The sequence below is a fragment of the Desulfovibrio sp. TomC genome, from assembly GCF_000801335.2.
In the GTDB taxonomy this organism is placed as follows: domain Bacteria; phylum Desulfobacterota; class Desulfovibrionia; order Desulfovibrionales; family Desulfovibrionaceae; genus Solidesulfovibrio.
The window spans coordinates 1-13,979 of the sequence record NZ_JSEH01000007.1 but is presented as its reverse complement, the minus strand read 5'-3'; the positions used below and the strand labels follow the sequence as shown (position 1 = coordinate 13,979).

Genomic DNA, 13,979 nt, shown 5'->3' with positions numbered 1-13,979 from the left:
TTCAGTTCTCCCCGGTTGGACCGACCGGTCCGGAATCCGCGTCAACCGCGCCTTCGATAGAACCAAAGGAGTCGCCATCATGTCCATGACCGTCAAGGATGCCATTGCCGCGCGCCACAGCGTGCGCGCCTTTACCAAGGAACCGCTGACCGAAGCGGAGATTTTCGAACTGCTGGAAGCCGGCCGCAACGCCCCCTCCAGTCTCAATTCCCAGCCCTGGCGCTTCAAAGTTGTGACTGATCCGGCCGATCTAGCCTGGTTTGGCACCTCGGAAGCCACCCGCAAGCAGGGCTGGTTGTCCGCCGCCCCGGCCATTATTGTCTGCTGCGCCGATCTTGAGCACTACGTCAAGGATTCCCAGTCGGCCGCCTTTTTCTACCGCGACAACAAGATTATCGACGGCGAGCCCATGGACGGCATCGACGCCTACGTGGCCCGGGAAGCCGCCGCCACCGAGGCGGCCAAGTTCGGGGCCTGCGCCATGAACGTGGGGCTGGCCGTGTCGTTTATGATGCTGCGGGCCGTGGAGATGGGCCTTGGCTCCTGCTGGATCGGCATGTTTGTCGAGGCTAACATCAAGGCGCGCCTTGGCCTCCCGGACGGCTGGCGCATCGTCAACCTGCTGGCTGTCGGCCGGCCGGACGAACCGGTGGTCTATCCCAGAAAGCGCAAGAGCCTGGAAGAGATCGTGAGCAAATAGTGCAGCATGGCAGCCGGTGGGCCGGTCCGAGCCGGTCCACCGTTGCACTCCCTGGCAAATCTCGTACACTGCCGGAAATCTGCCCGCCTGGCGGGAAGCACCGGAAGTTGCAAGGAGTGCCCCATGTCGCAGCGTATCGCCATTGCCGGCCTGTCCGTCGAAAAAACGCTCCATGACGTCATTGTGGGCGAAATCCTGCCCGCAACCGGCCTTGACGCCGAAGTCTTTTTCACCGGTCTGGCCGCCCTCGTCGCGGATCTTGGCCCGAAAAATCGTGAACTCCTCGCCAAGCGCGATGTCATGCAGGCCGCCATTGACGTCTGGCACAACGAACGGCGCGGCCAGCCCCATGATTCCGAAGCCTACGAGTGCTTTTTGGCCGGCATCGGCTACCTGCTCCCCGAAGGCCCGGATTTCGCCATTGAAACGGCCGGCGTGGACCCGGAGATTGCCGCCGTTGCCGGTCCCCAGCTCGTGGTCCCCATCACCAACGCCCGCTACGCCATAAACGCCGCCAACTCCCGTTGGGGCAGCCTTTACGACGCCCTGTACGGCACCGACGTGATCCCCCAAACCGATGGCGCTACCAAGGGGCCTGGATACAACCCGGTGCGCGGCGCGGCGGTCGTGGCCTACGCCGCCGCCTTCCTGGACATGGCCACGCCGCTGGCCTTTGGCCGCCACGCCGACGTGACCGGCTATGCCATTCTCGACGGTGTGCTGACCGTGACCTTTGCCGCCGGCCAGATGACCGGTCTGGCCCGGCTCGACCAGCTTGTCGGCTACACCGGCCCAACCCAGGCCCCGACCTCGGTCTGTCTGGTCAAAAACGGCCTGCATATTGAACTCCTGTTCGACCGCGCCCATCCGGTCGGTGCGGCCAGCCCGTCAGGACTCAAAGACGTGGTCCTGGAAGCGGCGCTCACCACTATTCTCGATTGCGAGGATTCCGTGGCCGTGGTGGACGGCCCGGACAAGGCCCTGGCCTACCACAACCTGCTCGGGCTGTTTCGGGGCGAACTGACGACTTCCTTTGACAAGGGCGGACGGTCCGTATCGCGCGGGTTGGCCGAGGACCGGACCTATACCGCCCCGGACGGCGCGGCGCACTCTCTGCCCGGACGCAGTCTTATGCTCGTGCGAAACGTCGGGCACCTGATGACCACCGACGCGGTTCTGGACGCCGAGGGGGAGGCGATCCCCGAAGGGATGCTCGACGCCATGGTCACCGGTCTGGTCGGCCTGCATGACCAGCGAGGACTTGGCGCAAAACGAAATTCCCGGGCCGGCAGCGTCTACATCGTCAAGCCCAAGATGCACGGGCCGGAGGAAGTGGCCTTTGCCTGCGCGCTTTTTGCCCGGGTGGAACAGGTCCTTGGCCTTCCGCCGCTGACCCTTAAAATCGGCGTCATGGACGAAGAGCGGCGCACGTCGCTCAATCTCAAGGAATGCGTGCGCGCGGCCAGGGACCGCATCATCTTTATCAATACCGGTTTTCTCGACCGCACGGGCGACGAGATTCACACCGTCATGGAAGCCGGGCCGGTGGTCGGCAAAAACGACATGCGTTCCCAGCCCTGGATGGCCGCCTATGAGGACGGCAACGTGGATGTGGGGCTGGCTTGCGGCTTTTCCGGCAAAGCCCAAATCGGCAAGGGCATGTGGGCCAAGCCGGACCAGATGGCCGAGATGGTGGCGGCCAAGATCGATCATCCCCGGGCCGGGGCCAACTGCGCCTGGGTGCCCTCGCCGACGGCGGCCACGCTCCACGCCATGCACTACCATGCCGTGGACGTCTTTGCCCGCCAGCGTGAACTGGCCGGCCGCATGCGGGCTGCGCGCGAGGTGCTGCTCACCTTGCCGTTGCTTGGCGACTCCCCCCCGACCCGGGAGGCGGTGACCCGGGAATTGGAGACCAACTGCCAGAGCATTCTCGGCTACGTGTCGCGCTGGGTGGACCAGGGCATCGGTTGTTCCAAGGTGCCGGATCTGGCTGATGTCGGGCTGATGGAAGACCGGGCCACGCTTCGCATCTCAAGCCAGCACATCGCCAACTGGCTGCGTCACGGGATCTGCACCGAAGCTGAGGTGCTCTCCGTCCTGGAACGCATGGCGGCGGTGGTTGATCGCCAAAACGCCCTGGACCCGGCGTACCGTCCCATGGCCCCGGATTTCGCTTCTTCCCTGGCCTTTACAGCCGCCAAGGAGCTGATTGTAGCCGGCAGGGCGCAGCCAAACGGCTATACCGAACCCATTTTGACCGCGAGGCGTCGTCAGGCCAAGGCCCGGGCCTAGTGGGGCATTCCCGGCCTGATCACTGTTTCCGACGCTCAGGCTGAGCGGTTACGGAAACACAATTCGTGGACGCGACACGGCTGCAACCGATGCTGCCGTGTCTGGCCTACGGGGAAAACACTCGCTGTGCCTGGCCCGGCGGGCAAGGAGATCGTTGATGCGGCGTTTGATGCAACTGATGGTGTTTCTCCTGATCGTTTCCTTGGCCTGCCCCATTTCCGTACAGGCTTCCTCTGATGAAGGCGGGCACGGCGGCGGGGAGTCCAAGAAAAAGGAGAAAGGTGAAAAGAAAGAAGCGGGCAAAGCCGAAAACGGCGTTATCACCATCGGCCCGCTGGTGGTCAACATCCTCAGCAACAAGGGCTATCGGTTTTTCCGTCTGAGCATGATCGTCGAGTGCGGGGACAACGAGGCGGCCGAACGGCTGGTCAAGGCCGATGCCAAGGAAGACCTCATTCTCCTGCTGTCGAGCAAGGTGGCGGATGACCTGCTGGGCAATTCCGGCAAGATGATTTTGCGCAAGGAACTTATTGACCTGTTTTCCAAATACGCTGGCGCGGGCAAGGTGAAAAACCTCTATTTTTCCGAGTTTGTTTTTCAATAACGCGCGCGACCGTTGCGGTCCCCGGGAGGGTATATGTTTCATGATCTGACGCCGACCATGCTGGCCCGCATGGCCGAACTGGAAGCCATTGACGCGGCTGACCGCGCCGACGGCACGCCCCATGGCCGGCGGCTGCGCCAGATTCCGCCGGATACCGGGCGGTATCTGGCCATCCTGGCCGCCAGCGCCCCGGCCGGACAGATGGTCGAAGTGGGGACCAGCGCCGGCTATTCCGCCCTATGGCTGTCGCTGGCCTGCCGGGAGCGGGGCGGCGTGCTGACCTCCATCGACCGCGACCCGGACAAGCTGGCCCTGGCCCGGCAAACGCTGGAGACGACAGGAACGGCCGATGTGGTTCGACTGGTCTGCGGCGACGCCCTGGAGATTGTGGCCGGCCTGGACAACGTGGCCTTTGCCTTTATTGACGCCAACCGCGACGTCCTGGCCCAATGTGTGGAACTTTTGGCCGACCGCCTTGTTCCCGGGGGCCTGTTGGCCGCCGATAACGTCATCAGCCACGCCGCCGAGATTCCGGGCGTGGCGGAGCGAATTCTGGCCGATCCCAGGTTCGATGCCGTGGTGGTTCCCATTGGTTCCGGGGTGTTGACGGCCCGACGCACCAGAGCCTGAAGCGCAGGACTTTCAAAACGTAACACGTGGCCGGCCTTGGCGTTTCAAGACGGTCTGTGCTAGCTTTCCCCGACCGCCAGCGCCCAAGGCACGGCGGTTCCCGGAGGTGAGCATGGTCGGCGATGCTGCGAAGTTTTTGGGCCTGACCCTGGTGCTTGCGGCCTGTCTGCTGACGGCCGAGGCCGGACCCTGCCATTCGCGCCCGAGCGAGCCGGCCCCGGTGATCGTGTTGGCTGTCGGTCCCGGCAAGTATGTCATCAAAGCCGGCGATACGGTCAATCTTCTGGCCCTTCGTCACGGCGTGCCCGCGGCGGCCATTTTGCGGGCCAATCCGGGCCTCAACCCTGCCCGGATGCCTCTGGGCAAGGAAATCATTATCCCTGTCGCGACCAAGCCCGGGACCGAAGCGCCGGCTGCGCCAACGGTTGCCGTGCCGGCCGTCGTGTCGTCGACACCGGCCGCCGGCGGTCTCGAATTGCGTCCCGAAAAGGCCCCACAAGCCACGCCGCCGCTTGGCGGCGGCCTCAAATCCCATGATCTCGTCGATGGGCCGGCCAAGACCGCCGTTACACCGGCTCCCCGGGACGCGGCCCAGCCCGAACCAGCCAAACCCGCAGCCCAGGCATCGCCGGCCAACGAGGCCGATCCGCGCCGGGATCGGGAGGCCGGACCGATGCCGCCGGTTGCCCCGGGCTGGCCGGTCTGGGGTATTGTCGGAGGTGTTGGCCTCGTCGCGGCCCTGGTGCTTGTTTTGCAAGGCGTGCTGGGGAATCTGGCTGCCGGGCTGACGTTGCGGGTGTTGCGGCCGTTTCGTCCCGGCGATGCGGTGATGCTGGCCGGTATTGCTGGCCGGGTGGAGGGGATTGGCGGCTGTTACGTGGCCATTCGCTCCGAGGCCGGGGAAACGGTGTTCGTTCCCAATGCCAAGGCAGCCGGCGAGATTGTCGTGGTGGCCAAGGCCGGGACTAAGAACGCCGGCAAGCGGTCGCATCGAGACTGAGCCGCCCCTGGTCCAGGCTGGCAATCGTCTCGATTTCCGGGATGATGTCGCCGGCATGGTGCACGGCGCACAAGATCGTCGTCCCGGAGCGGGCGGCTGCCGACACAGCCGCCATTGCCACCGGCCGCGAGGCCGCGTCCAGGCCTGAGAAAGGTTCGTCGAGCAGCAACAGCCGGGGTTCGGCCACCATGGCCCGGGCCAGAAAAACCCGTCGCGTCTGGCCGGCGGAAAGCGCTCCAAGCTGTCTGTCCGCCACAGCGGCCACGCTGAAAAATTCCATCCACCGTTTCCCGGCCGCCAATTCCTTGTCTGTTGGCGCGGCATACAGGCCAATGCTGGCCTGGATGCCGGATACCACCACTTCCAGGGCGGTAATGGCCTTGTCGTAGTCGGCCTCCAGCTCAAAAGACACCAGGCCGATGCGCCGGCGAATGTCGCGCAGATCGGTCAATCCTTCGGGCGCAGTCAGCCCCGGCCGGCTGACCCGCCCGCCAAGGGCCGGATGGTGTTCCCCGGCGATGAGCTTAAACAGCGTGGATTTGCCCGATCCGTTGGGGCCAAGCACCGCCAGGTGTCCCCCGGGCGGCACGGTCAGATGGACATCATGGAGGATCTCCCGGCGTTCCAGAAAAACCGAGGCGTGTTCGATGACGACCAGGGGCAGGCCCTGATAGCCGGCGGCATCTTCCAGGACCGGCGCGGTCTCCGGGCGCCCGGACAGTTCGACCTTCCGGGCGGAGACCTGGGAGGCCTGGGTCTTGCGGCAGTGCTCCCGGGCCGATGCGGCCGTCCCGGCGTGGACAAGCCGGCCGCCGGCCAGAACAATGCCCTGGGACTCGCCTGGGGGCAGGGAGTCGCCTTGGTGGCTGGTCAGGACAATGGACGCGCCGCCGGCGGCCGCTTCGGCCATGGCCCGGGTGGCGGCCACGGTGGCGGCGGCGTCGAGTCCATCGAGAAATTCATCGAGAAAAAGGACCGCCGGCCGGCAAGCCAAGGCCCGGGCCAGGAGCACCGCCCGCAATTGGCCGTTGGAAAGCGACGCCACGGCGGCATGGCGCAGGTGGCCGATGCCGAGCCGGGCCACAACGTCGGCGAGGACGGCGGATTCGGCCGCAGTAGGGCCGCCCTGGACGTACATGGCGTCGCGGGGACCGGACAGGATGACGGTCTGGGCTTCGAGATGGCCCCAGATGCGTTTGGTCGCCCGCTGGATTTCCGGGGACACGATGCCGAAACGGTGGCGCAGCCCAATGGGCGAGGCCCGGCCGGGACCGTCGCCGGAGCGGTAGGTCCGGCTGCCCCGGCCGTCGTCATCGGGCCAGATGTCGCCGCGAAGGAGGCGAAGCAGGGTCGATTTTCCCGAGCCGTTGGCCCCGAGCACCAGGAGCGTCTCGCCGGTGTTGAGGGTCAGCGAGATGTCGGACAGGGCTTTGACGCCGCCAAGGGTGACGCTGGCATGAGTAAGGTTGATGGGCATGGGCGTGGCTTTCCGGCTGGGTTGCGGAGTGGGCAAAAACAGACGGGCCTTCCGGTTGGAAGGCCCGTGGCGAAAGGCATACCCGGTCGGCTCAGATGAGGCCGGCGGCGGTAAGGACTGCTTGCAATTTGGCCTTGTTGCCCGGCTCCAGGGGAACCAGGGGCAGGCGCGCCTCAAAGGGGAAACGGCCCATAAGGTCCAGGGCGACCTTGGCGGGCACGGGGTTGGTTTCGATAAAGGCCGCCCGGTAGAGCGGACTCATCGCATAATGTCGGGCCTTGGCTGCGGTCAGGTCGCCGGCAAAGACCGCCTCGCACATGTCGGACATCATCTTGGGCACGAAGTTGGAAACGACCGAGATGACGCCGCGTCCGCCGATAGCCATGGTGGGCAGGGCCGTGAAATCGTCGCCGGACAGGACCTGGAAATCCTCGCCGCAAAATTCCAGCACCCGCGATACCTGATTGAGGTCGCCCGTGGCTTCCTTGACGCCGATGACCTGCCGGATTTCCTTTTTGAGAATGGCCAGGGTCTCGGGCAGCAGGTTGACGGCGGTGCGGCTCGGCACGTTGTAGACGATAAAGGGCATGTCCACCCGCTCGCCGATGGCCTTGAAATGGGCCACCAGGCCGGCCTGGGTGGGTTTGTTGTAGTAGGGCGTAATGAGCAGTGCGCCGTCGGCCTTGGCATCCTTGGCGTCTTGCGTCAGCTCGATGGCCTCGCGGGTATTGTTGGAGCCGGCCCCAGCCAGGACAGGCACGCGGCCTTTGACCTGGTCGACGCAGATGCGGATGACCCGTTTATGCTCCTCGTGGGACAGCGTGGCGGATTCGCCTGTCGTACCGCAGGGGACAAGCCCGTGGATGCCCTGCTCGATCTGCCATTCGATAAACGCGCGAAATGCCTCTTCATCGACTTCGCCGTTTCGAAATGGCGTCACCAACGCCGTGATTGCGCCGCGAAACTCCATACGATCCTCCTTGGAAGTGAAACCCCGTCATTTCCTAGAATGTTTTTGGCGCGGCGGCAAGTGCGGCAAATTGTCACACGCGTGTCGGGGAGGCTCTGGCGCGTCGCGGCAGCGAAGATTGTTCCGGAAGGAGTTGAGCGGGGCGCAACAGCCATGTCCGACGCCGAGCAAAAAGCGGAACCGCTCCCCGTGTTCGGGATCTTCCGCCAGCCGGCAGCGGTAACAGCCTGTGCCATCATCCCAGTAGAGATCCGGGCAGCGCGGCAGATAGCCATACCGGATATGCGACTCCACGCACGGGTCCGACAGACAGCACCAGCCGCAGCCGATGCAGGCCAGGGAACTCAGAATGCAAGCAGATTGGCTGCTTGACCGGTGGTCAAGCCGGGAATCGCCGTAGTCGTCATGCGATTGCTCCTGACGGCCCCGTTACCGAGGAGGGGCCATTGGGGTGGGGGATGCCGGGCGCGCGAAGTACGGACGCTCCAGATAGTAAAACGAAAACATGGCCAGTCCCAGAGCGAAAACCAGGGTGGCGGCGTGGTTGGCCAGCATGGACCAGACTCCGGTGACCGAAATGCCCAGCACATTCTGGGCGATCTGCATGGACAACATATGGGTCATGAACAGGGAATAGCTGATGATGCCGAGAAAGCGCAGCGGCGGGAAGGAAAAAATCCGGGTCAGGATCGATTCCCGGGTCAGCGCCGAGGCGACGATGCAAAAGAGCGAAGCATCGACGGCCCCGAAAAAGAGCAGGTTTTTGACGTGTTCATTGCCCCCGGCAGCCATGAAATAACCCGATCCCCACAGCCAGCGGCAATAGAGGAACAGGCCAAGTCCAAGCATCCAGGTCCAGCCGGGCAGGCGCTGGAGGAAATCGCGACCGGTGGCAGTGCCAAGCAACCGGGCCAGGGCCACCCCCCAGAAAAATCCCAGAAATCGGCTGAACGAAATGCGAAAGTGAAACGCAAACTCGCAAACGACGCAGGCGAGGATCAGGACGAAAAAAAACGGCCAGCCCGAAACGAGTCGAAAACGCCGCAAGGCAATGAAGACGCCAGCACACAGGACGTAGAAATACATCTCATAGACCAGCGGCCAGGTGAAAAAGTGAATGGGCGGCAAATCGAAGATATTGAGAAAGAATAAATTGTCAAAAAGGCGCGCGGGCTTTGTGTCGGCAGCCACATAGAGGGTGATGAAAATGATGACCGGCAGCAGGCGGCGATACCGGTCGTAGAGAAAGTGCAGCGCACCGGGTTTCTTGGCCGTGATGCTCTTGTACACCAGCAGGCCGCTTAAAAAGAAAAACAGATCCACGCCGAAACTGCCGGCGTGGAGGATGGTGAGCATGGTCCACGGGGGGCTGTCCGGTTCGGTGAAATAGAACTGCGGCTGGTAGCGGGCGAAGAAATGGACGTTAAACACCATGAGAATGGCCCAGCCGCGAATGCCGTCCAGGGCCGGGATGCGTGAGGCCTGCAGTTGGAAGACGTCGCCAAAGGCCGCAAGGAAGCTGCGCAGGCGGGCCATGGCCGAAGAAGAGGTGTCTGCGTGGGGCATACGGGCAAATCACCAGGCGGCGGCAGCCGGAGTCCAGTAGCCATAAGCCCAGCAGTTGCGGGCCGGATCGACCAGTTCGGGGTGGTCTTTGCGGGCCAGGGCGCAATCGCCGGAGCCATGGGCCAGGAGTTTGTAATCTGTACCGTCGGAGTAGTAGAGGTATTGTTTGTTGGGATCGTTGGATTGGGCCGGATCGCGCGGCAGCTGGGGCAGAAATTCCCCGGCCAGTCCCGGCAACCAGTCGTTGGTCCGGGTCCCGGCGGCCGTCACGGCCCCGGTAAAACCGGGCGTGGCCGGGTAGCGTCCGAACTTGGCGTGGTAGGCGGCCAGGGCTTGGCGCATGGCGGCCAGGTCGCTTTGGCGCTGCTGGTACAGGCCGGCGCGCTGGGTCGTGTACCAGGGTCGAAAGACGGCCAGATAATGCCAGACGGCCAGGGCCGCCAGGACGACGAGCACTGTCCCGATCAGGCGCGTGAACCCCTGGCTGGAGAGTTTGGTGGACGATACCTCAGACATGGAGGCCTAGGAGTAGAAGGGTTGTCCGGAGAAGACAAGGATATTATGCCGGCCCGGCGAACAGGCGCGCTTGACTTCGTTGTGCAACTTTGTTGCATTGCCGGCTGCGCCGTCCCAAGCGACGGCAAGGAGCTGTACCTATGCAACGCGTGACCCTTTTGATCCTGGGATTGCTTTTCATGGCTGCCGGCCCGGCCCAGGCCAAACTTCTGGCTGCGGTCAGTATTGCCCCCCAGGCCTATTTTCTGCGGCAGATCGCCGGGGACCGGGCCGATGTGGTGGTCATGGTGCCCGCCGGGGCCGACGCCCACACCTATGAGCCCAAACCCCGACAGTTGGCGGAGCTGGCCAAGGCGGCCGTTTATTTCGCCGTGGGCATGGATTTCGAAGACGCCTGGCTGCCCCGGTTCGCAGCGGTCAATGGAAAGATGGCCATTGTCCACACCGACGCCGGGATCGAGAAGATTCCCATGACGGCCCACGACCATGAGGCCGAGGGACATGGCCATGACAACGCCAAGGCCGGCAAGGACCACGATGCGGCCGGGGCCGCTGCAAAGGCCGGCCACGACAAGGCCGAGGCCGGCCAGGGGCACGAGCATCATGACGGCGAACCAGACCCCCATGTCTGGCTGTCGCCACAGCTGGCCAAGGTCATTGGCGCGTCCATGCGCGACGCCCTGATACAGGCCGATCCCCAGGGCTCGTCGGCCTATGCCGCCGGCTATGCCCGTTTTGCCGCCGCGTGCGACGCCCTGGACGCTGATATCAAAAAAATCTTTGCTGATCTGCCGGCCGGGGAACATAAATTTATGGTGTTTCACCCGTCCTGGGGGTATTTCGCCCGGGACTACGGCCTGACCCAAGAGCCAATTGAGCAGCTTGGCCGTGAACCCGGACCCAAGGTCCTGGCTGCCCTGGTCAAAGAGGCCAAGGCCGACGGGGTCAAGGTCGTTTTCGTCCAACCCCAAATGAGTGCGACCCAGGCGGCGAGCATTGCCAAGGGCATTGGCGGCGCGACGGCGTCCCTTGATCCTCTGGCCGAGGACTGGCCGGCCGGCCTGCTCGGCGCAGCCACGGCGCTTCACCAGGGACTTGTCGGCCAAACGGAGGCCAAGTGACGCAACCGGTCATCGATATTCGTGAGCTGACCTTTGCCTACAACGGCCAGGAGGTGCTTTCGGGCATCACCCTGGCCGTTGCCGCCGGGCAGCGTCTGGCGGTCCTTGGTCCCAACGGCGGGGGCAAAACCACGCTTTTAAAGCTGTTGCTTGGCATCCTGACCCCGACCACCGGGACTATCCGGGTGTTTGGCGAGGCCCCGGGCCGCCAGAGCGCTCGCATTGGCTATGTGCCCCAGCGCCTGGACGGCGTGGCCGAGCGCAAGGACCTGCCGGTGCTGGTGCGCGAGGTGGTGCTCATGGGGCTGCTGTCCCCGGGACGGCGCGGGTTTCGCTACACGGCCGAGGAGATCGACCGGGCTGAGGCAACGCTTACCCGGGTGGAGATGGTCGGGCAGGCCCATCGACGGTTTTGCGAACTGTCCGGCGGCCAGAAGCAGCGAACGCTCATTGCCCGGGCCTTGGTGGCCGATCCGGGGCTGCTCATTCTCGACGAGCCGACCGCCAATATCGATCCTCAGGGCAAGTTCTGTCTCTACGAAGTCCTGGCCCGCATCGGCGAGGGCGTCACTTCGCTGGTGGTCAGCCACGACTTGAGCATCCTGGCCGCCGGGGTGACGGCAGTGGCCTGCGTCAACGGCCGTATGGCCTATGCCCCTGAACCGAGGCTCAACCAGGACATGATGGACCTGCTCTATGGCATCCACCGCCACACCTGTCCCATGGACGCCTTTTTGCGCCGCATGCCGCCTGATTTGGCCGGGCTGACCCCGTTGGAGACGCGATGATTGAGGATCTGGCCCTGCCGTTTATGCAAAACGCCCTGCTGGCGGCGTTGCTGGCTGCCGTGTGCTGCGGGATTGTCGGCACCCTGGTGGTCGCCAACCGCATGGTCTTTCTGGCCGGCGGCGCGGCCCATGCCGCTTACGGCGGCGTGGGGCTGGCCTATTTTCTGGCCCTCCCTGTCCTGCCGGTCACCGTGGTTTTTACCGTGGCCGCCGCCCTGGCCATGGCCGCCATCACCCTGCGCCACATTGAGGATACCGACACGGTCATCGGTGTCCTGTGGGCTGCCGGCATGGCCTTTGGCATCATTCTGCTCGACCTGACCCCGGGGTATAAGCCCGATCTCATGAGCTACCTCTTTGGCAGCATCATCAGCGTGCCGACGGCCGACCTCTACGCCCTGGCCGGTCTGGACGTGGTGCTTCTGGGAACCACGCTTCGTCATTACAATGGGTTTGTGGCCATGGCCTTTGACCGGGAGTTTGCCGCGGTGCGCGGCGTGCCGGTGGGCTTTTTGCACTGTCTGCTGACCGCCCTGGCTGCGGTTGCGGTGGTACTGCTTATTCGGGTGGCCGGGCTTATTCTCATCATTGCGCTTTTGTCAGTGGCTCCGAGTCTGGCTGTCCGCCGCTCGGCCTCGCTCGGACGGGCCATGGTCTGGGCTTCCTTGCTCAATACCGTCTTCTGCTTGTCCGGTCTGCTTTTGGCCTACCAATTCAATCTGACTTCCGGCGCGGCCATCATTGCCGTGGCGGCCACGGTCTTTTTTGTTTCCCTGGCCCCGGGCCTTGCCCGTCGGCGGCAGGGAGCCTGACGGTATGGGCATGGACAACCTGGGAACAATCGGGGGCAAGACCATGCTGACGCGGGCCGGCATCGACCCCACGCCGTTGCGGCTGGCCGTAGCCGAGGTGCTGGCCGGGGAGGGCCGGGCGCTGCCGGCCGGCGATATCCTTACGCTTGTTCGTCGGCAGCACCAGGCCAACAAGGTGACGCTCTATCGCATTCTGGATCTGTTTGTGGAAAAAGGACTGGCCAGACGCCACAGTTCCGGCGATCGGGCGTTGCGGTACTGCCTGGAGCCGGGCTTCTCCGACCGGCCGCACTGCCATGCCTACTGCGTGCGTTGCGGCCGCATGGAGTGCCTGCCGGCGGCTCTTGGGGTGGTGGATGTGGCCGCCCTGGGGCCGATGCTGGCCATGGACGTGATGGCCGTGGAAGTGCGTATCGACGGCGTGTGTGCCAGTTGTCGGCGACAATCCTCCCCGGATGGCGCGGCTGTTGACGTTGGCGCGGGAAACTCCTAAATTCCCGGTTCACGCTATACTGCTCCCTGGATGCCTTTCACAAAATTTATGAAGCAAGCCCTCATTTTCGGCGTTTCAGGCCAGGATGGAGCCTATCTGGCGCAACTGCTGCTGGAGAAGGGCTACGAGGTGGCCGGTACGTCCCGGGACGCCCAGATGGCGTCGCTTGGCAGCCTCGCCGCCCTGGGCATCCGGGAGCGGGTGGCGGTGCATTCCGTGACCCTGACCGACTTTCGCAGCGTGCTGACCGTGCTGAACACGGTCAAGCCCGACGAGATCTACCATCTGGCCGGCCAGTCCTCGGTCGGGCTGTCCTTTGACCAGCCCGTGGAAACCTTCATGTCCATTGGCGTGGGCACGCTCAATCTGCTCGAAGCCGTGCGTTTTCTCGGCGTGCCGGCCCGGCTGTACCACGCCTCCTCCAGCGACTGCTTCGGCGACACCGGCGGGGAGCCGGCCACCGAACTGACCCCCTTTGCCCCGCGCAGTCCCTATGCCGTGGCCAAGGCCGCCGCCCATTTCGAGGTGGGCAACTACCGCGAGGCCTACAATCTCTATGCCTGCAACGGCATCCTGTTCAATCACGAGTCGCCGCTGCGGCCCAAGCGCTTCGTCACCCGCAAGATCGTGGCTGCGGCCGCCCGCATTGCCGCCGGCTCCGGGGAGACCCTTGGCCTGGGCAACATCGACGTGGCCCGGGACTGGGGCTACGCCCCGCAGTATGTCGAGGCCATGTGGCGCATGCTCCAGCGCGACACGCCCGAGGATTACGTCATCGCCACCGGCCACACCATCACCCTGCGCGAATTTGTGGCCGAGGCCTTTGCCGCCCTTGGCCTCGACTGGCGTGAACATGTGCTTGTCGATCCCGAACTTTTCCGGCCCGCCGACATCGCCGTCAGCCGGGCCAATCCGGCCAAGGCCGAACGCGATCTCGGCTGGAAGGCGACCATGTCCCCGGCTGACGTGGCCCGGGCCATGGCTGTCCACGAACAACAGGAGATCCT

General features: G+C 64.4%; 14 protein-coding genes. 10 read left to right on the top strand and 4 right to left on the bottom strand.

The features are described from left to right. Positions 1–79: 79 nt before the first annotated feature. From NY78_RS08025 to NY78_RS08005, 5 genes are all read left to right on the top strand, one after another. Complete coding sequence (locus NY78_RS08025) at positions 80–700, top strand: nitroreductase family protein (protein ID WP_043634149.1); 621 nt, start codon at positions 80–82, stop codon at positions 698–700. 123 nt (positions 701–823) lie between these two features. Further along, positions 824–2,995, top strand: coding sequence for a malate synthase G (locus NY78_RS08020; RefSeq protein WP_043634147.1), 2,172 nt, complete (start codon positions 824–826; stop codon positions 2,993–2,995). 157 nt (positions 2,996–3,152) lie between these two features. Next, positions 3,153–3,599 carry a flagellar basal body-associated FliL family protein gene (locus NY78_RS08015; RefSeq protein ID WP_043634144.1) on the top strand — a complete coding sequence of 149 codons (447 nt, stop codon included), beginning with the start codon at positions 3,153–3,155 and terminating at the stop codon, positions 3,597–3,599. Positions 3,600–3,632: 33 nt separating this feature from the next. Beyond that, positions 3,633–4,229 carry an O-methyltransferase gene (locus NY78_RS08010; RefSeq protein WP_043634141.1) on the top strand — a complete coding sequence of 199 codons (597 nt, stop codon included), beginning with the start codon at positions 3,633–3,635 and terminating at the stop codon, positions 4,227–4,229. A gap of 112 nt (positions 4,230–4,341) precedes the next feature. Then, positions 4,342–5,229, top strand: a complete 888-nt coding sequence (locus tag NY78_RS08005; protein ID WP_043634138.1) for a mechanosensitive ion channel domain-containing protein — start codon at positions 4,342–4,344, stop codon at positions 5,227–5,229. Here NY78_RS08005 and NY78_RS08000 read toward each other — a convergent pair. The 4 genes from NY78_RS08000 to NY78_RS07980 all read right to left on the bottom strand — a co-directional run bounded on the left by NY78_RS08000 (position 5,195) and on the right by NY78_RS07980 (position 9,758). After that, the gene (locus tag NY78_RS08000; RefSeq protein ID WP_043634135.1) at positions 5,195–6,706 is read right to left on the bottom strand and encodes an ATP-binding cassette domain-containing protein; all 1,512 of its coding nucleotides are present in this window, start codon (positions 6,704–6,706) and stop codon (positions 5,195–5,197) included. The genes NY78_RS08005 and NY78_RS08000 overlap by 35 nt on opposite strands. Before the next feature lie 91 nt (positions 6,707–6,797). Beyond that, a complete protein-coding gene (dapA, locus tag NY78_RS07995) occupies positions 6,798–7,676 on the bottom strand; it encodes a 4-hydroxy-tetrahydrodipicolinate synthase (protein ID WP_043634132.1) in 879 nt (292 codons plus the stop codon). 429 nt (positions 7,677–8,105) lie between these two features. Continuing rightward, complete coding sequence (locus NY78_RS07985; RefSeq protein WP_082139922.1) at positions 8,106–9,242, bottom strand: acyltransferase family protein; 1,137 nt, start codon at positions 9,240–9,242, stop codon at positions 8,106–8,108. Between the two features lie 9 nt (positions 9,243–9,251). Beyond that, entirely contained in the window at positions 9,252–9,758 is a 507-nt protein-coding gene (locus NY78_RS07980; RefSeq protein ID WP_043634126.1) for a hypothetical protein, read from the bottom strand. A gap of 140 nt (positions 9,759–9,898) precedes the next feature. Between NY78_RS07980 and NY78_RS07975 the strand changes: the two genes are divergently transcribed. From NY78_RS07975 to NY78_RS07955, 5 genes are all read left to right on the top strand, one after another. Next, positions 9,899–10,879: a metal ABC transporter solute-binding protein, Zn/Mn family gene (locus tag NY78_RS07975; protein WP_043634123.1), complete on the top strand. Its 981-nt coding sequence runs from the start codon at positions 9,899–9,901 to the stop codon at positions 10,877–10,879. Then, a complete protein-coding gene (locus NY78_RS07970; RefSeq protein WP_043634121.1) occupies positions 10,876–11,667 on the top strand; it encodes a metal ABC transporter ATP-binding protein in 792 nt (263 codons plus the stop codon). The genes NY78_RS07975 and NY78_RS07970 overlap by 4 nt, the downstream gene beginning before the upstream one ends. Further along, the gene (locus NY78_RS07965) at positions 11,664–12,479 is read left to right on the top strand and encodes a metal ABC transporter permease (protein WP_043634120.1); all 816 of its coding nucleotides are present in this window, start codon (positions 11,664–11,666) and stop codon (positions 12,477–12,479) included. The genes NY78_RS07970 and NY78_RS07965 overlap by 4 nt, the downstream gene beginning before the upstream one ends. Before the next feature lie 4 nt (positions 12,480–12,483). Further along, positions 12,484–12,972: a Fur family transcriptional regulator gene (locus NY78_RS07960; RefSeq protein WP_053062159.1), complete on the top strand. Its 489-nt coding sequence runs from the start codon at positions 12,484–12,486 to the stop codon at positions 12,970–12,972. A 48-nt stretch (positions 12,973–13,020) separates the two neighbouring features. Beyond that, a partial coding sequence (locus NY78_RS07955) for a GDP-mannose 4,6-dehydratase (RefSeq protein ID WP_043634119.1) occupies positions 13,021–13,979 on the top strand: 959 nt, incomplete at its 3' end.

Bases quoted from the DNA above. Each gene is read 5' to 3' on its own strand.
- NY78_RS08025 (WP_043634149.1), top strand. From the start codon at position 80: ATGTCCATGACCGTCAAGGATGCCATTGCCGCGCGCCACAGCGTGCGC.
- NY78_RS08020 (WP_043634147.1), top strand. From the start codon at position 824: ATGTCGCAGCGTATCGCCATTGCCGGCCTGTCCGTCGAAAAAACGCTC.
- NY78_RS08015 (WP_043634144.1), top strand. From the start codon at position 3,153: ATGCGGCGTTTGATGCAACTGATGGTGTTTCTCCTGATCGTTTCCTTG.
- NY78_RS08010 (WP_043634141.1), top strand. From the start codon at position 3,633: ATGTTTCATGATCTGACGCCGACCATGCTGGCCCGCATGGCCGAACTG.
- NY78_RS08005 (WP_043634138.1), top strand. From the start codon at position 4,342: ATGGTCGGCGATGCTGCGAAGTTTTTGGGCCTGACCCTGGTGCTTGCG.
- NY78_RS08000 (WP_043634135.1), bottom strand. From the start codon at position 6,706: ATGCCCATCAACCTTACTCATGCCAGCGTCACCCTTGGCGGCGTCAAA.
- dapA (WP_043634132.1), bottom strand. From the start codon at position 7,676: ATGGAGTTTCGCGGCGCAATCACGGCGTTGGTGACGCCATTTCGAAAC.
- NY78_RS07985 (WP_082139922.1), bottom strand. From the start codon at position 9,242: ATGCCCCACGCAGACACCTCTTCTTCGGCCATGGCCCGCCTGCGCAGC.
- NY78_RS07980 (WP_043634126.1), bottom strand. From the start codon at position 9,758: ATGTCTGAGGTATCGTCCACCAAACTCTCCAGCCAGGGGTTCACGCGC.
- NY78_RS07975 (WP_043634123.1), top strand. From the start codon at position 9,899: ATGCAACGCGTGACCCTTTTGATCCTGGGATTGCTTTTCATGGCTGCC.
- NY78_RS07965 (WP_043634120.1), top strand. From the start codon at position 11,664: ATGATTGAGGATCTGGCCCTGCCGTTTATGCAAAACGCCCTGCTGGCG.
- NY78_RS07960 (WP_053062159.1), top strand. From the start codon at position 12,484: ATGGGCATGGACAACCTGGGAACAATCGGGGGCAAGACCATGCTGACG.